This window comes from Enterobacter cloacae complex sp. 418I7 (assembly GCF_050030705.1).
Classification (GTDB): Bacteria; Pseudomonadota; Gammaproteobacteria; order Enterobacterales; family Enterobacteriaceae; genus Enterobacter; species Enterobacter intestinihominis.
In genome coordinates this window covers 899,718-916,793 of sequence record NZ_JBLGUU010000001.1, presented here as the reverse complement: position 1 = coordinate 916,793, position 17,076 = coordinate 899,718, and the positions used below count along the sequence as shown (strand labels likewise).

Genomic DNA, 17,076 nt, shown 5'->3' with positions numbered 1-17,076 from the left:
AGGGTTGAGAAGTATGCGTGGGAATTGTCGGGTGGCGGCGTTGCCTTACCCGACATACAAAACTAAATAATGCGTTGCTGCTCGCGAGCCATCCGTTTTTTTCGCGCATCGCACGGTTCCGGACAATCGCACACTTTTTCCATTCCGATGGAAGATATACCTCCACAGCTGCCCTGGATGCTTTTACGCTTGATGATCCAGCCTAAGGACATCCCGAATATCACCAGTACAAACACCGCAAAGGTCGCCAGAAAGGTCAGCATAATCAGCCTCCGAAATCATCGAGCATGATGTTCTCATCTTCCACGCCAAGATCTTTTAGCATCTTAATCACGGCAGCGTTCATCATTGGCGGGCCACACATATAAAACTCGCAATCTTCCGGTGCCGGGTGCTGTTTGAGGTAATTTTCATACAGCACGTTGTGGATGAAGCCCGTATAACCTGTCCAGTTATCTTTCGGCTGCGGATCGGATAACGCCACATGGAAGGTAAAGTTAGGGTTATCACGTGCCAGTTGTTCAAACTCATCGTCATAGAACATTTCGCGCAGTGAACGCGCCCCGTACCAGAAGCTGATCTTGCGCTTGCTGCCAAGGCGTTTGAGCTGGTCAAAGATATGTGAACGCATCGGCGCCATACCCGCACCGCCGCCGATAAAGACCATTTCCGCGTCGGTGTCTTTGGCAAAGAATTCGCCGAACGGGCCGGAAATCGTCACTTTGTCGCCAGGCTTGAGGGACCAGATATAGGACGACATGACGCCAGGGGGTGCATCAGGCACATTCGGCGGCGGCGTGGCGATACGCACGTTGAGCATAATAATGCCCTTCTCTTCCGGGTAGTTAGCCATGGAATAAGCGCGAAGCGCGGGCTCTTTTACTTCGGAAACAAAGCGGAAGAGGTTAAATTTATCCCAGTCAGCCCGGTACTCCTCGGGCACGTCGAAGTCAGCATACGCCACGGTATGTGCCGGACAATCAATCTGGATATACCCACCCGCACGGAACGGGACGCTCTCCCCTTCAGGAACGCGCAGCTTGAGCTCTTTAATGAACGTGGCTTTGTTATCGTTAGAGATAACTTCGCACTCCCATTTTTTCACGCCGAAGATCTCCTCCGGCAGCTCAATCTTCATGTTCTGGCGCACAGCGACCTGACACGCCAGACGGCAGCCCTCTTTCGCTTCACGCTTCGTGATATGCGACAGTTCTGTTGGCAGAATATCACCGCCTCCCTCTTTCACCGTCACACGGCACTGTCCACAGGAGCCACCGCCGCCACAGGCAGACGAGACAAAAATCCCGTTGCCGGAGAGCGTATTAAGCAGCTTATCCCCTGCCGGGGTACGGATCTGATTCTGCGGATCGTCATTGATATCAATGATCACATCCCCGGAATTCACCAGCTTCGCACGCGCTGCCAGGATCAGCCCTGACAGCACCAGTACTATCAGCGTGAACATCACCACGCCAAGAATAATTTCCATCTTTTAGCCCTTATAGCTGCACACCGGAGAAGGACATAAAGCCCAACGCCATCAGGCCGGTGGTGATAAAGGTGATCCCTAAGCCACGAAGCCCCGCAGGTACGTTGGCATATTTCATTTTTTCACGGATCCCCGCCATGGTAACAATCGCCAGCATCCAGCCGATACCGGAACCGAAACCATACACAACCGATTCACTGAAGTTGTAATCGCGCTGAACCATAAATGAGACGCCGCCGAAAATGGCGCAGTTCACCGCGATTAGCGGCAGGAAGATCCCCAGTGCGTTGTACAGCGACGGGAAGTATTTATCGAGGATCATCTCCAGGATCTGAACAAGCGCCGCAATCACCCCGATAAAGGTGATGAAGTTCAGGAAGCTAAGATCAACGCCCTCCACCAGCGCGCCATCGCGAAGCACGAAGTTGAACACCAGGTTGTTAATCGGAACGGAAAGCCCCAGCACAACAGTGACCGCCACACCCAGACCGAATGCCGTCGATACCTTCTTAGAAACAGCAAGGAACGTACACATGCCCAGGAAGAAAGCGAGCGCCATGTTTTCAACAAACACCGCGCGCACAAATAAACTCAGGTAATGAGCCATCGTCGGTTACTCCTTTTCCTGCTGTTCAGGCTTCAGCGTACGAATCAGCCAGATCAGCAAACCGATAATGAAAAATGCGCTTGGTGCCAGCAGGAACAAACCGTTCGGCAGATACCAGCCGCCGTTCTGTACCGTATCCAGCACCGGAATGCCAAACAGTTTGCCGCTGCCAATAAGTTCGCGCAGGAAACCAACCGTCAACAGGATCACACCGTAACCCAGCCCGTTGCCGATACCGTCCATAAAGCTCGCCAGTGGCGGCATTTTCATCGCATAGGCTTCAGCGCGCCCCATCACGATACAGTTGGTGATAATCAGGCCGACAAACACCGAAAGCTGCTTCGAGGTTTCATAAGCGAAGGCGCGCAGAAGCTGATCAACCACGATCACCAGCGAGGCGATGATCGCCATCTGGACAATGATCCTCACGCTGTTGGGTATGTGGTGGCGGATCATTGAGATAAACATGCTGGAAAACGCTGTCACCAGCGTTACCGCCAGCGTCATGACCACCGCCGTTTCCAGCTTGGTGGTTACCGCCAGAGCCGAGCATACGCCCAGCACCTGAAGCGTTATCGGGTTATTGGCTAAAAGTGGGCCAATCAGCACCTTTTTAACTTCTTTAAGTTCACCCGTATCAGCCATTGTTCAGCGCTCCTTCACGTACATTCTTCAGGAAGGGACCAAAGCCCAGTTCACCCATCCAGAAATCAAAGCTGTGCTGCACCCCATTAGAGGTGAGCGTGGCGCCGGAAAGGCCATCAACGGCAAATTCATCACCGGGACGCGCTCCTCCTTTCACCACCTTCAGCGCAGGCTGGCCGTTGTCATCGAGCACTTTTTTACCGACAAACTGTGCCCGCCAGTTAGGGTTCTCAACTTCGCCCCCCAGCCCTGGTGTTTCGCCCTGATCGTAATATGTAATGCCTTTGACCGTACGGCCATCGGTATCCAGCGCCACAAAGGCGTACATCATTGACCATAAACCGTTGCCATAGATGGGCAACACGATTTCCTGGATGCGCTTTTGCTCGTCGCGGACGAGGTAAATCTCCGCGACATTGCTGCGGCGCTTAATGCCTGCCGGATCCTGCGAGGCGTCAAGCATGGTGCTCATCTGCGGATCTTTTAGCGCCAGCGCCTGGTTATATTTCGCCGGGTCTTTATCCATTAACTCCCCGGTTTTTAAATCCACCAGCCGTGCGGTAATGCGTTCGGCAAACACCGCTGCGACGTCATCCTTCGTCATGCCTTCCTGCATCAGCCCGGCAACGGCAAGGATGTTACGCTGTTTATCCAGCGCACGTTGCTCCTGCTGTAGCGGTTTCAACCCAACGGCAGAACCGGCCACGACAATGGAACAGACCAGACACAGTACCAGCACCACCAGCAGCGTTTTGCTGATACTGTCGTTATTTTTGATCTCAGCCACGCGCCTTCCTCCGCTTAATGTTGGCGCGCACGACCAGGTAGTCGAACAGCGGCGCAAACAGATTGGCAAACAGAATGGCCAACATCATCCCTTCCGGATAGGCCGGGTTGACCACGCGAATCAGTACACACATCACCCCAATGAGCGCGCCGTAGCACCATTTTCCTCTGTCGGTAAACGAAGCCGAGACGGGATCGGTGGCCATGAACATCATGCCAAACGCAAAGCCTCCCAGCACGAGGTGCCAGTACCACGGCATGGAGAACATCGGGTTAGTGTCTGAACCAATGAAATTGAAAAGCGTGGCGGTGAGGACCATCCCAAGCATGACGCCAGCGACAATGCGCCAGGACGCCACGCGGCCAAAGAGGATGATGGCTCCGCCGATCAAAATCATCAGGGTAGACACTTCACCGATGGAGCCTGGAATATTGCCAATAAACGCATCAAACCAGGTGACAGGCTGTCCGGTTGCATTGTTAACCAGCGTTTCGCCGCCGCCAGCCGCCCACTGTGAAAGTGGCGTCGCGCCGGAGAATCCGTCTGCTGCCGTCCACACCAGGTCGCCCGAGATTTGCGCCGGATAAGCAAAGAACAGGAACGCGCGCCCTGCCAGTGCCGGGTTGAGGAAGTTGCGTCCGGTCCCGCCGAAGATCTCCTTGGCAATCACCACGCCAAAGCTGATCCCCATCGCCGCCTGCCAGAGCGGCAGCGTTGGCGGAACAATCAGCGCAAACAGAATAGAGGTAACAAAGAAGCCTTCGTTTATCTCATGTTTGCGAATAATAGCGAACAGAACCTCCCAGAAACCGCCCACAATAAAGACAGTCATATAGATGGGGAGGAAGAAGACAGCGCCCAGCGTCATCATGCTGATCCAGCCTGCATCTGCCGCAAAGCTCACCCCCAGCGACTGCGCCAGACGATAGTGCCAGTCAGACTGAATCGCCTGCGCCAGCTGCTCTGCATCGTACATATGGTGCAGCGCCGGAATAGTCTGCAACCCAACGTTATACATCCCCCAGAACATGGCCGGGAAGACCGCAAACCAGACCAGAATCATCATTCGCTTGAGGTCGATGGCGTCGCGAACGTGCGCCGCGCCTTTCGTCACCAGACCCGGCGTGTAGAAAATGGTCGTTGTCGCTTCATACAGCGGGTAGTACTTTTTGAGCTTCCCTTCGGTAAAGTGCGGCTCAATTTTTTCAAAGAGGTGTTTTAAGCCCATGGTTATCCTTCCTGCTCAATGCGGGTTAACACCTCGCGCAATACGGGTCCATATTCGTATTTACCTGGACACACATAGGTACACAGCGCCAGATCTTCTTCGTCCAGCTCCAGACAGCCCAGCGCCTGGGCACCGTCGGTATCGCCGGCCAGCAGATCGCGCAGCAGCACAGTGGGCAGAATATCCAGCGGCATCACGCGTTCGTAGTTGCCAATCGGGACCATGGCGCGCTCACCGCCGTTGGTGCTGGTGGAGAAGTTAAACAGCTTACGACGCAAAAAGTGGCCGAGCGTGGTACGGGTTACCGAGTATTTTTCTGCGCCAGGCAGCACCCAGCCGAACAGCTCTTTCTCGCGCCCTTCAAGCACCACGCTCACCTGAAGATGGAAACGACCCAGCCAGGCCATCGGGCCTGTCGCGTGTCTGCCGCTCAGCACCGAGCCGGAAATAATGCGGTTTTCACCTTCTTTCGTTTCGCCAGCCAACAGCGCCGTCAGGTCTGCCCCAAGCAGCGTGCGAACCAGACGCGGTTGGGTTGCTTGAGGGCCGCCGATGGCAATAATGCGTTCTGCGCACAGCTCACCCGTGGTGAAGAGCTTACCGATAGCGATCACGTCCTGATAATTAAGATGCCAGACCTGTTTCGTCAGGCTTACCGGCTCCAGGAAATGAATATGCGTTCCCACCAGCCCGGCCGGATGCGGGCCGGCAAATTCATTAAAGGCGACCTGCCCTTGCGGATGCCCGCCCAGCTTACCGCCGCTGGCCTGGCAGACATGCACTTTGCCCGGCGTCAGGCGCGTTAACACGGTGAGGCCGGCATCGAAAGCTTTGCGTTCCGCCAGGATAAGAGGCTGCGGATCCGCGCTGAGCGGGTTAGTGTCGATGGCCGTAACGAAGATAGCGGCTGGCATCGTGCCAGGTACGGGCGTTTTGCTATAGGGACGCGTGCGAAGCGCCGTCCACAGTCCTGATTCCAGCAGTTGCGTCTGCACCGCGTCGTGGCTGAGGGTAGCGAGATCGGCGGCGTCAAAACGCGCAAACTCGCGTTTTTCGTCACCTTCAATTTGAATGACAACCGACTGCAGGACGCGACGCTCACCACGATGGATGGCGACGACGGTACCGCTGGCAGGGGCGGTAAACATAACGCCAGGATTTTTTTTATCCTCGAAGAGTGCCTGGCCTTTTATTACACGATCGCCTTCCTGTACAAGCATCGCGGGGCGCATGCCCACGTAATCATCACCCACAATAGCGACATGATGAATACTGGCGCCGGTCGTTACGTGCTGTTCAGGCACGCCAGAGATTGGCAGATCGAGTCCTTTTCTGATTCTAAACATGTGGTTAGCAGGTATCCATGAACAACAATCCAGAGAGGCCGGAGTGTACCATTTTCGGCCCTGCCAAGGGCAGTAAATCCGCCGTCTGGCGCGCCGAAATGCGAGCTATTGCGCAAAGTTCCTGGAGTCAGGACAATATGAATGGGTTATAAAGTAAAACTAATTTGTAAACGCAAAGGTTGGCTCTTGCGAAAATCTCCATCGGTGCTAATGTGAGCGCTCCTGTCCAGATTAGTCTGATTTCGGGTGTCTTTTGCCGTTCTGGCAAGTTGGTCATTGTTTTATCAAGGAACCAGTAGTATGCGTAAAATCGCATTGTTCATTGCGATGCTTCTGATACCGTGCATGTCGTTTGCCGGGCTGCTTGGCAGTAATAGTTCAACGACGCCGGTCAGCAAAGAGTATAAACAGCAGTTGATGGGATCCCCTGTTTATATTCAAATCTTCAAGGAAGAGCGCACACTCGATCTGTTTGTCAAAATGGGCGAGACGTATCAACTGCTCGATAGCTACAAAATCTGTAACTATTCTGGCGGACTGGGGCCGAAACAGCGCCAGGGTGACTTCAAAAGTCCGGAAGGGTTTTACAACGTTCAGCGTAACCAGCTAAAACCGGACAGCCGCTTCTATAAAGCGATTAACATCGGTTTCCCCAATGCCTTCGACCGTGCGCACGGTTACGAAGGGAAATACCTGATGATCCACGGCGCCTGCGTGTCTGTCGGCTGTTATGCGATGACGGATTCCGGCATTGATGAAATCTTCCAGTTTGTCACGGGCGCACTGGTCTTCGGCCAGCCGAATGTTCAGGTCAGCATCTATCCGTTCCGTATGACGGATGCCAACATGGCGCGCCATAAGTACTCTGTCTACACGGATTTCTGGAAACAGCTAAAACCGGGTTATGACTACTTCGAGCAGACCCATAAGCCGCCGGTGGTGTCCATCGTCAATGGCCGTTACGTGGTGAGTAAACCGCTCAGCCATGAAGTGGTTCAGCCTCAGCTGGCGTCAAATTACGCGGTCCCCGAGACAAAATAGCGCCCACTCGCCTGGCATGATCTTTTGCCAGGTTTCGTTGCCCGTCAGCGGCTGCGTTGCAATGACAGTGACCACATCGTTCGGTGTGGTCTCCTTCTGAAAATCAATTTCCACATCCTGATCGAGCAGCGTGGCGACGCCAAACGGCGCACGTCGGGTGATCCAGAACAGATTCGTCGAGCAGAATGCCATCACGTAGCGTCCGTCAGACAGCAGCATATTAAACACGCCCTTCTCGCGTAACTCAGACGCCAGTGACGCTATGTACTTAAATACTGCGGTCATGTTGCCGGGCGTACGGGGGTAGCGCTCGGTCAGCTTGTGCAGCAGCCAGCAAAATGCTTTTTCGCTGTCCGTTTCACCGACAGGACGAAAATTGCCGGTTTCCAGTGATTTATAGCCCGAGAGCTGCCCGTTGTGCGCATAGGTCCAGTTACGTCCCCACAGTTCACGGGTAAACGGATGGGTATTTTCCAGCGCCACTTCGCCGCGATTGGCCTGGCGGATATGGGCGATCACCGAACAGGATTTAATAGGATAGTCCTGCACCAGTCTGGCAATGGGTGAGTTAAAGCTGGGCTGTGGATCTTTAAACGTGCGACATCCTTTGCCTTCGTAGAAGGTAATGCCCCAGCCGTCTTTATGCGGCCCGGTTCCTCCACCGCGCTGAACCAGCCCGGTGAAACTAAAGCAGATATCGGTTGGCACATTGGCGCTCATCCCGAGCAGTTCGCACATAGAACACCTCCACAACAGCGGGGGGCACCGGCGCCCCCCAGCGAAGTCTTACTTAACCATCTCTTTTTCGATCAGTTGGATCAGGATGTGGATCACTTTGATGTGAATTTCCTGAACGCGATCCGCATAACCGAAGTGTGGTACACGGATTTCAATGTCCGCTGTACCGTCCATCTTACCGCCATCTTTCCCGGTCAGGGTGATCACTTTCATGCCCTTCTCACGCGCGGCGGCGATCGCTTTGATCACGTTAGCGGAGTTACCGGACGTGGAGATCCCCAGCAGCACGTCGCCTTCACGGCCTACGGCTTCAACGTAGCGGGAAAAGATATGGTCGTAACCGAAGTCGTTGCCTACACAGGAGATGTGGCTCACGTCGGAAATCGCAATCGCCGGGTAGCCCGGACGGTTTTCGCGATAGCGTCCGGTCAGCTCTTCGGCGAAGTGCATGGCGTCACAGTGGGAACCGCCGTTACCGCAGGAAAGCACTTTACCGCCGGCTTTGAAGCTGTCGGCAAGCAGGACCGCCGCGCGCTGAATAGCGTGAATATTGGCATCATCTTTCAGAAAATTCGCCAGCGTTTCCGCCGCTTCGTTCAGTTCGTTACGAATAAGATCCTGGTACATGAGGATAATCCTTCAGTATTGATGAAATAACACAGTGGAGTGTACCGGATAGCAGTAAAAGCGAGAAGCTAAAGCCATGCGAATCGTCCGGCGTTTTGATTTTTTGTGCCGGCTAAAACGCGAACAATGTGAACCAGGTTGTAATTATTTTGTAAACACATTGCTAAAGGAAATGACATCAACTACAACCATATCATCACAAGTGGTCAGACCTCCTACAAGCAAGGGAGCTTTTCTTTATGATGATTTTGAGCATTTTCGCAACCGTTATGCTGCTCGGGGTGTTGTTCTATCACCGTGTCAGTTTATTCCTGAGTAGCCTGATTCTTCTGGCCTGGACGGCTGCACTTGGCGTCGCTGGCCTGTGGAATATCTGGGTACTTGTTCCCCTGGCAATCATTTTGCTGCCGTTTAACCTGACGCCGATGCGTAAGTCGATGATCTCCGCGCCGGTGTTCAAGGGATTCCGTAAAGTGATGCCGCCGATGTCGCGCACGGAGAAAGAGGCGATTGATGCGGGCACGACCTGGTGGGAAGGCGATCTGTTCCAGGGCAACCCGGACTGGAAAAAGCTGCACAACTACCCGCAGCCGCGTCTGACCGCCGAAGAACAAGCCTTTATTGACGGCCCGGTGGAAGAAGCCTGCCGCATGGCGAACGATTTTGCCATCACTCACGAAATGGCCGACCTGCCGCCTGAGCTGTGGGCATATCTGAAAGAGCATCGCTTCTTCGCGATGATCATTAAGAAAGAGTACGGCGGTCTGGAATTCTCCGCTTACGCTCAGGCTCGCGTCCTGCAAAAACTGGCGGGTGTTTCTGGGATCCTGGCGATCACCGTTGGCGTGCCAAACTCCTTAGGCCCGGGCGAGCTGTTACAGCATTACGGTACGGAAGAGCAGAAAGATCACTATCTGCCGCGTCTGGCGCGTGGTCAGGAAATTCCGTGCTTCGCGCTGACCAGCCCGGAAGCCGGTTCTGATGCCGGTGCGATCCCGGATACTGGCGTGGTCTGCATGGGCGAATGGCAGGGCGAACAGGTGCTGGGCATGCGCCTGACCTGGAACAAACGTTATATCACCCTGGCGCCTATCGCCACCGTACTCGGTCTGGCGTTCAAACTTTCTGACCCGGAAAAACTGCTGGGCGGTGAAGAAGATTTGGGCATTACCTGTGCGCTGATCCCAACCTCGACCCCGGGGGTTGAAATTGGTCGTCGTCATTTCCCGCTGAACGTACCGTTCCAGAACGGCCCGACTCGCGGTCAGGATATCTTTGTGCCGATTGACTACATCATCGGTGGACCGAAAATGGCCGGTCAGGGCTGGCGTATGCTGGTGGAATGTCTGTCGGTGGGCCGCGGCATTACACTGCCATCGAACTCTACCGGCGGTCTGAAATCGGTGGCGATGGGGATTGGGGCTTACGCGCATATCCGCCGTCAGTTCAAAATCTCCATCGGCAAGATGGAAGGTATCGAAGAGCCGCTGGCGCGTATTGCGGGCAATGCCTACGTGATGGACGCCGCAGCCTCGCTGATTACCTACGGTATTATGCTGGGCGAGAAACCCGCCGTGCTGTCGGCAATTGTGAAGTACCACTGTACCCACCGTGCACAGCAGTCAATTATTGATGCAATGGATATCGCAGGCGGTAAAGGCATAATGCTTGGCGAAGGTAACTTCCTGGCACGCGGCTATCAGGGCGCACCGATTGCCATCACCGTGGAAGGGGCAAACATCCTGACCCGCAGCATGATGATCTTCGGCCAGGGTGCGATTCGTTGCCATCCGTACGTGCTGGAAGAGATGGCTGCCGCGCAGAATAACGACGTGGATGCCTTCGACAAGCTGCTGTTCAAACATATCGGTCACGTTGGCAGCAATGAAGTTCGCAGCTTCTGGCTCGGCCTGACGCGGGGGCTGACCAGCGCGACGCCGACCCGCGATGCAACCAAACGTTACTACCAACACCTGAACCGTCTGAGCGCTAACCTGGCGCTGCTGTCTGACGTCTCCATGGCCGTTCTGGGCGGAAGCCTGAAGCGTCGCGAACGCATCTCCGCCCGTCTGGGTGATGTGCTGAGCCAGATCTTCCTGGCCTCTGCGGTGCTGAAACGCTACGACGATGAAGGCCGTCAGGAAGCGGATCTGCCGCTGGTGCACTGGGGCGTGCAGGATGCGATGTATCAGGCGGAACAGGCGATTGACGACCTGCTGGCAAACTTCCCGAACCGCTTCGTGGCGGGCGCCCTGCGCGCGGTGATCTTCCCGACCGGTCGTCACCATCTGGCACCGTCTGACAAGCTGGATCATAAAGTGGCGAAGATCCTCCAGGTACCAAGCGCAACCCGTTCCCGTATTGGCCGTGGTCAATACCTGGAACCTACCCCGCATAACCCGGTAGGTTTGCTGGAAGAAGCGCTGCTTGACGTGATGGCCGCCGACCCGATTCACCAGAAGATCTGCAAACAGCTGGGCAAAAACCTGCCGTTTACACGACTGGATGAGCTGGCAAAACAGGCGCTGGCGGGTGGCATCATCGACAACAGCGAAGCTGCCATTCTGGTGAAAGCCGAAGAGAGCCGTCTGCGCAGTATTAACGTGGATGATTTCGAACCTGAAGAGCTGGCGACTCAGCCGGTAAAGCTGCCAGAGAAGCACCGCAAACCTGAAGCGGCATAAGGTATTTTGCTCTCACAAACCCCGCCCCGCGCGGGGTTTTTTATTGCCACATTTTCTGGTAATGACGTGCTACAGTGTCAAAAAGTGTTTATTAAGGAGCCTGTATCGTGCCTGGTTTAAAGATTTCTGTTTTGCAGCAACCTTTAGTGTGGATGGACGGCCCCGCCAACCTTCGCCATTTTGATCGCCAGCTGGAAGAGATTACCGGACGCGATGTGATTGTCCTGCCGGAGATGTTCACCACAGGTTTCGCGATGGAGGCAGCAAAACAGTCCATGCCGCAGGACGAGGTGGTGGCCTGGATGCACGCCAGGGCGCAGGAAACAAACGCGCTGATTGCCGGCAGCGTCGCGCTCCAGACCGGGCGCGGACCGGTCAATCGCTTCCTGCTGGTCGAGCCGGAAGGAAACGTCCATTTCTACGATAAGCGCCACCTGTTCCGCATGGCGGATGAACATCAACATTATGAAGCCGGAAACGAACGCGTGGTATTTGAATGGCGCGGCTGGCGTATTCTGCCGCTGGTCTGCTATGACCTGCGCTTCCCGGTGTGGTCGCGCAACCGCAACGATTATGACCTGGCGTTGTACGTCGCCAACTGGCCCGCCCCACGCTCCCTGCACTGGCAGGCTTTATTGACCGCGCGCGCGATTGAAAATCAGGCTTATGTCGTTGGCTGTAACCGCGTAGGAACGGACGGCAACGGGCATCACTATCGCGGTGACAGCCGGGTGATCAGTCCGCAGGGTGAGATTATTGCCACCGCCGAGCCGCATCAGGCGACACGAATTGACGCTGAGATCTCGTTAACGGCGTTAAAGGAGTATCGGGAGAAGTTTCCGGCCTGGCAGGATGCAGATCCATTTAGCATTGGATAAGAAAAAGCCGGGTGGCGGCTGCGCCTTACCCGGCCTACAAATCAGCTCACCAACGCCTGCCCGTCTTTGCGGCTCTCCGTCGCAGCCACGTAGTGCCCTTCCGGCATACGGTAAATCACCTGCGCGCCGCCAAAATTGTAATCCTGGAGCGGATCTTCCACCACTATCTGGTGTCCGCGCTCGCGCAGCGCCGCGATGGTATTGCGATCGAAGGTCGATTCAACAACCACTTCCCTGCCCTGCACCACGCGCCAGCGCGGGGCGTCAATCGCCGCTTGCGGGTTTTGCCCGTGCAGCATAATGCGAAGCGCCATCTGCATGTGCCCCTGCGCCTGCATCGGGCCGCCCATCACGCCGAAGGACATCAGCGGTTTGCCGTTACCGTCCATCGCAAAGCCCGGAATGATGGTGTGGAAAGGACGCTTGCTGCCCGCCAGCGCGTTCGGGTGTTTGGGATCGAGCACAAAGCCGCAGCCGCGGTTTTGCAGGCTGATCCCCGTCTCCGGCACCACGATCCCTGAACCGAAGCCCATAAAATTAGACTGAATAAAGGAGATCATCATCCCGCTGGAATCCGCTGCGCTGAGGTAAACCGTCCCACTCTGCGTCGGCGATCCGTACACAAAATCAGAGGCTTTATCGTGGTTGATAAGCGCGGCGCGCGACTTCAGATAATGGTCGCTCAGCAGCGCTTTGGCGGCAAACTCCATATGCTCTTCATCCGCAACGTAGCGATCGAGATCCGCCAGCGCCAGCTTCATTGCCTCTATAGAGAGGTGCAGCCCCTGCACGGAATCCGGGTGATGTTTCTCGATGCCGCACTGCTCCAGAATGCCGAGCGCAATCAGGGTGGCGATCCCCTGACCGTTTGGCGGCAATTCCTGCACCGAACCGCCCGCGAAGTCGCGCGATAGCAGTTCCACCCAGTCCACACGGTGATTCGCCAGGTCTGCTTCGGTCAGGTGTGCACCATGTGCTTTGGCGAAGGCGGCAATTTTCTGCGCCAGTTCGCCACGGTAAAACGCGTCGCCGTTGGTTTTGGCGATCAGCTCCAGTGAGTTCGCCTGCGCCGGGTTACGGAAGATCTCCCCCACGCGCGGCGCGCAGCCTTCCGGCGCAAAGCAGGCACTAAACCCGGGCTGATCTTTCAGCTTGTTGTAGCCGCGCTGCCAGAGATGGCCGATCAGCGGCGAGACCGGGAAACCGTTGCGCGCGTAATCAATGGCTGGCTGCGCGAGCGTGGTCAGCGGCAGCGTGCCAAAACGTTCAGCCAGCGCCACCCAGCCCGACACCGCACCCGGCACGGTCACCGCGTCCCAGCCGATTTCCGGTACGGCGGTTTTTCCGGCAAACAGATCCGCATGCCAGCTGGCTGGCGAACGACCGGACGCATTCAGACCGTGAAGTTTTTCACCGTCCCAGACAATGGCAAAAGCATCGCTGCCGATGCCGTTGCCGGTCGGCTCGACAACGGTCAGCGCCATGGCGGTCGCAACCGCCGCATCAACGGCATTTCCGCCCAGCTGTAGCATCTTCATTCCCGCCTGTGCCGCCAGCGGCTGCGAGGTGGCAACGGCGTTATGGCCCATCATCGGCGGGCGTCGTGAATCGTAACCGGTTGTAAAATCGAGCGCTTTGGTCATCATGACTCCTTAGTCGTGGCGCGGATCGAGCGCATCGCGCAGCCCGTCGCCGAGTAAATTAAAGCCCTGAACGGCAAGGAAAATCGCCACGCCGGGGAAAACCGACATCCACGGCGCCTGTTCGAGAAACCCTTTTGCGGTGTTGAGCATGGAGCCCCAGGATGGGTTCGGCGGCTGTTGGCCTAACCCTAAAAACGAAAGGCTGGCTTCGGCGATAATCGCCGAGGCAATGGCCAGCGTGGCCTGCACCAGGATAGGTGACATCACGTTGGGCAGAACGTATTTAATGATGATCCAGCGGTCCGGCAGGCCAATCGCCCGCGCGCCGTCGATGTACTCTTCGTTGCGAATGGCGATCACCTGGCCGCGCGTCAGGCGGGCGAAGATCGGCATTGCCGAGAGTCCAATAGCGATCATGGCATTCGTCAGGCTTGGGCCTAAGAATGCCCCCAGCGCGATCGCCATGATCAGAAATGGACAGGCCAGCAGTGCCTCAATAAAGCGGGAGATTACCCCGTCCCACATCTTCTGGAAATAACCCGCCACCAGCCCCAGCGGCACGCCGATGACAACCGCGATCGCCACCGACATACAGCCCGCCATCAGCGAGGTTCTCGCCCCCCAGATAATGCGGGACAAGATATCGCGCCCCAGCTCGTCGGTGCCGAACCAGTACATCGCCGATGGCGCTTTGCGCACCGCGAGGAAGTTAGCTTTGACCGGGTCAAATGGCGCGATCCACGGCGCCAGCAGCGCCACCAGCACAAAAAAGCCCACCACAAGCGCGCCAATCACCGCACTTTTATTGGCGAGGAATTTTTTCAGCACCCGGTTTTGCGCGCGCGGCAGCGCGGGCGCCACGGTTTGCGTCGTCAGTTCCGCCATGATTAACCTCGCATTTTCGGGTTGATAAGGACGTAGAGCACGTCAGCCAGCAGGTTGAGCATCAGGAAACCGATCGCCACGATCAGCACTACGCCCTGCACCACCGCGTAGTCGCGGTTGAACACCGAGTCGACGATCATTTTGCCGAAGCCCGGAATGGTGAACACCTGCTCGGTCAGCACCGCCCCGCCCAGCAGCTCGCCGAACAGCAACGTGGTGAGGGTGATCACCGGCACCAGCGCATTGCGAAAGGCGTGCTTCAGGATCACCGCTTTCGGCAGCAGCCCCTTAGCGCGCGCGGTGCGGATGTAATCCGCTTTCAGCACCGCAATCATCGACGCGCGGGTATGGCGCATCAGCGTCGCCGCCAGGCCGGTTCCGAGCACGGACGCGGGCAGCAGCAATGTCCGCAGGTTCTGGATCGGATCTTCACTGAACGGCACATAACCGGACGCAGGCAACCATTGCAGGTTTACTGAAAAGACCAGAATCAGCAGGATCCCCAGCCAGAAGTGCGGTATTGAGATCCCCGAGATCGCCACAAAGTTCGCCCCGTGATCGACCCAGCTGTTTTTGTTCACCGCCGCGAGGATCCCCATGCTGATACCAAACACCAGCGCGATAATCATCGCCAGCAGCGACAGTTCCAGCGTGACCGGCAGCTTGCTGGCAATCAGTTGCGTGACCGGCTCATGAGTGCGTAAGGAGACACCCAGATCGCCTTGCAGCGCCCGCGTCAGCCAGTTGAAATACTGCACGGGGATCGGCGCGTCCAGATTCAGCTCAGCACGCAGCTGGGCGATCACCGCCGGATCGCGCTCCTCCCCGGCCATGGCAATCAGCGGATCGCCAGGCAGCAGCTTTTGCAGGCCAAACACCATCATGCTCACCAACAGCAGAGTGGGTATAGCCAGCAGCAGACGTTTGCAAATCAGTTCCAGCATGGGTTCTCCTCAGGAGGTTTATTTCGCCAGCGTTAAGCCAGCCAGACGCACAATGCCGTCCGGGTACGCTTTAAAGCCCTGCACGCGCTTGTTCAGGCCAAAAATGCGCGGTTCGAAGTAAAGGTATGCAATCGGCATATCGGTCTGAAGCTGCTTCACAACCTTGTCATACAGCGGCTGGCGGGCGGCCTGATCGGTGCTCTGACGCGCCTGCGTCAGCCATTCATCCACCTGAGCATTGCTGTAGCGGCCGTCGTTGAGGGTGCCTTTGCTGTTGATAAAGCCGTAGATGCTGCCATCTGGATCCGGGCGACCCGACCAGCCGGAGAAGCTCAACTGGTAGTCACCGCTCTGCTGGCGATCCAGCAGCGTGGCAAACTCGGTCATTTGCAGGTTCAGGTTAAAGCCCGCCTCTGCCACCATCGCCTGCAATACCTGGCCCACCTGCTGCGAGGTTGGGTTGTTCGGCACCAGTAGATTGACGGTCAGCGGTGCGGTGACGCCTGCGGCTTTCAGCAGCGCTTTGGCTTTGTCGACGTCACGCGGGGGAACCGGAAGATTGACGTGATACGGGCTTACCGGCGAAAACGCCTGGTTTGCCGGAGTGTAAAGCCCTTCGAACACTACCTGGTTTAAAGCATCGCGATCGATGGCCTGGGAAAATGCTTCACGCACGCGGGCATCTTTGAAGGGATCGTTCGCCGGGACTTTGTCATTGTTAATATTGAAGGTGATACCCTGGTATCCGAGGCCCGTCACCTTCGCCAGCGCCAGCTTGCTGTCGGCTTCGACGGTTTTGACGTCGCTGGCGGCAATGCCTTCGGTCAGGTCGAGATCGCCCGCGCGCAGGTTCGCCAGGCGCACGGAGGCATCCGGGATCGGCAGATAGATAACTTTATCGAAGTGGTAGGCGTCTTTGTTCCAGTAGTTGTCGAAGCGGGTCAGCACAATGCGGTCCTGCGACACGCGGCTGTCGAATTTATACGGGCCGGAGCAGACCGGATGGGCGGCAAAATCGGCTTTTTTCGCGGCTTCCGGCGCCATCATTGCGCCTGCGCGATCGGTGAGCTGCATCAGAAGTGCGGCATCCGGCGTTTTCAGGTGCAGGGCTATCTGCATCGGGCCGGTGACCTCCACCGACTCAACGGAAGAGAGTTCACTTTTACGCAGAGAGCCTTTTAGCGTCAGGGCCCGGTCGAGGTTGTATTTCGCGGCGGCGGCATCGAATTTTTCACCGTCGTGGAAGGCCACGCCTTCACGGAGATCCAGGGTCAGCGTTTTGCCGTCATCGCTCCACGCCCAGGATTTCGCCAGTCCCGGCACCACCTTGAGGTGCTCGTCCACGTCCACCAGCCGGTCACACAGGGAGGCAAAGACGAAGCGGCCATAATAGGTACGCGCCAGATGCGGGTCCAGCATGTCCGGATCTGCACCCAGGCCGATTCGCAGCACGCTTTCAGAATGGGCGGGCAGCGCCGCACCAAGCAACATAACACTTCCCAGTACGGTCAAAAGAGAATTACGCATTGTCATT

Annotated in this window: 16 protein-coding genes; 3 read left to right on the top strand and 13 right to left on the bottom strand. The window is 56.5% G+C overall.

What is annotated here, in order from left to right:
• Positions 1-62: 62 nt before the first annotated feature.
• From nqrM to ACQG0S_RS04320, 7 genes are read right to left on the bottom strand one after another with little or no spacing between them, the layout of a single operon-like run.
• Positions 63-263, bottom strand: a complete 201-nt coding sequence (gene nqrM, locus ACQG0S_RS04350; RefSeq protein ID WP_003863212.1) for a (Na+)-NQR maturation NqrM — start codon at positions 261-263, stop codon at positions 63-65.
• Between the two features lie 2 nt (positions 264-265).
• The gene (gene nqrF / locus ACQG0S_RS04345; RefSeq protein ID WP_048965737.1) at positions 266-1,489 is read right to left on the bottom strand and encodes an NADH:ubiquinone reductase (Na(+)-transporting) subunit F; all 1,224 of its coding nucleotides are present in this window, start codon (positions 1,487-1,489) and stop codon (positions 266-268) included.
• A 10-nt stretch (positions 1,490-1,499) separates the two neighbouring features.
• Positions 1,500-2,096 (bottom strand): NADH:ubiquinone reductase (Na(+)-transporting) subunit E, encoded by a 597-nt coding sequence (gene nqrE, locus ACQG0S_RS04340; protein ID WP_003863217.1) that lies wholly within the window; start codon positions 2,094-2,096, stop codon positions 1,500-1,502.
• Positions 2,097-2,102: 6 nt separating this feature from the next.
• Positions 2,103-2,741: an NADH:ubiquinone reductase (Na(+)-transporting) subunit D gene (locus ACQG0S_RS04335; protein ID WP_003863219.1), complete on the bottom strand. Its 639-nt coding sequence runs from the start codon at positions 2,739-2,741 to the stop codon at positions 2,103-2,105.
• Positions 2,734-3,528, bottom strand: coding sequence for a Na(+)-translocating NADH-quinone reductase subunit C (locus tag ACQG0S_RS04330; protein ID WP_022647144.1), 795 nt, complete (start codon positions 3,526-3,528; stop codon positions 2,734-2,736). The genes ACQG0S_RS04335 and ACQG0S_RS04330 overlap by 8 nt, the downstream gene beginning before the upstream one ends.
• Positions 3,521-4,756: an NADH:ubiquinone reductase (Na(+)-transporting) subunit B gene (locus tag ACQG0S_RS04325; protein ID WP_426750051.1), complete on the bottom strand. Its 1,236-nt coding sequence runs from the start codon at positions 4,754-4,756 to the stop codon at positions 3,521-3,523. Before ACQG0S_RS04325 ends, ACQG0S_RS04330 begins: the two co-directional genes overlap by 8 nt.
• Positions 4,757-4,758: 2 nt before the next feature.
• Positions 4,759-6,102, bottom strand: a complete 1,344-nt coding sequence (locus ACQG0S_RS04320) for a Na(+)-translocating NADH-quinone reductase subunit A (RefSeq protein WP_048965738.1) — start codon at positions 6,100-6,102, stop codon at positions 4,759-4,761.
• 300 nt (positions 6,103-6,402) lie between these two features.
• On the opposite strand from ACQG0S_RS04320, the gene dpaA reads away from it, so the two are divergent.
• Positions 6,403-7,143, top strand: a complete 741-nt coding sequence (dpaA, locus tag ACQG0S_RS04315; protein WP_006810008.1) for a peptidoglycan meso-diaminopimelic acid protein amidase — start codon at positions 6,403-6,405, stop codon at positions 7,141-7,143.
• Here dpaA and ACQG0S_RS04310 read toward each other — a convergent pair.
• Together ACQG0S_RS04310 and lpcA are read right to left on the bottom strand one after the other, a co-directional pair.
• On the bottom strand, positions 7,114-7,881 hold the full coding sequence (locus tag ACQG0S_RS04310; protein ID WP_017383120.1) for a class II glutamine amidotransferase: 768 nt from the start codon (positions 7,879-7,881) through the stop codon (positions 7,114-7,116). The two genes, dpaA and ACQG0S_RS04310, sit on opposite strands and share 30 nt — an antisense overlap.
• A 48-nt stretch (positions 7,882-7,929) precedes the next feature.
• Complete coding sequence (gene lpcA / locus ACQG0S_RS04305) at positions 7,930-8,508, bottom strand: D-sedoheptulose 7-phosphate isomerase (protein WP_003863232.1); 579 nt, start codon at positions 8,506-8,508, stop codon at positions 7,930-7,932.
• A gap of 239 nt (positions 8,509-8,747) precedes the next feature.
• On the opposite strand from lpcA, the gene fadE reads away from it, so the two are divergent.
• The gene (gene fadE, locus ACQG0S_RS04300) at positions 8,748-11,192 is read left to right on the top strand and encodes an acyl-CoA dehydrogenase FadE (RefSeq protein WP_048965739.1); all 2,445 of its coding nucleotides are present in this window, start codon (positions 8,748-8,750) and stop codon (positions 11,190-11,192) included.
• Between the two features lie 107 nt (positions 11,193-11,299).
• A complete protein-coding gene (locus ACQG0S_RS04295; RefSeq protein WP_023305484.1) occupies positions 11,300-12,070 on the top strand; it encodes an amidohydrolase in 771 nt (256 codons plus the stop codon).
• Positions 12,071-12,111: 41 nt separating this feature from the next.
• On the opposite strand, the gene ACQG0S_RS04290 is transcribed toward ACQG0S_RS04295, so the two are convergent.
• The 4 genes from ACQG0S_RS04290 to ACQG0S_RS04275 are packed head-to-tail and all read right to left on the bottom strand — an operon-like array spanning position 12,112 to position 17,075.
• Positions 12,112-13,713: a gamma-glutamyltransferase family protein gene (locus ACQG0S_RS04290; RefSeq protein WP_048965740.1), complete on the bottom strand. Its 1,602-nt coding sequence runs from the start codon at positions 13,711-13,713 to the stop codon at positions 12,112-12,114.
• Positions 13,714-13,722: 9 nt separating this feature from the next.
• Positions 13,723-14,598: an ABC transporter permease gene (locus tag ACQG0S_RS04285; protein WP_048965741.1), complete on the bottom strand. Its 876-nt coding sequence runs from the start codon at positions 14,596-14,598 to the stop codon at positions 13,723-13,725.
• Positions 14,599-14,600: 2 nt separating this feature from the next.
• Positions 14,601-15,542, bottom strand: a complete 942-nt coding sequence (locus ACQG0S_RS04280; protein ID WP_022647136.1) for an ABC transporter permease — start codon at positions 15,540-15,542, stop codon at positions 14,601-14,603.
• An 18-nt stretch (positions 15,543-15,560) separates the two neighbouring features.
• The gene (locus ACQG0S_RS04275; RefSeq protein WP_074142827.1) at positions 15,561-17,075 is read right to left on the bottom strand and encodes an ABC transporter substrate-binding protein; all 1,515 of its coding nucleotides are present in this window, start codon (positions 17,073-17,075) and stop codon (positions 15,561-15,563) included.
• Position 17,076 lies beyond the last annotated feature (1 nt).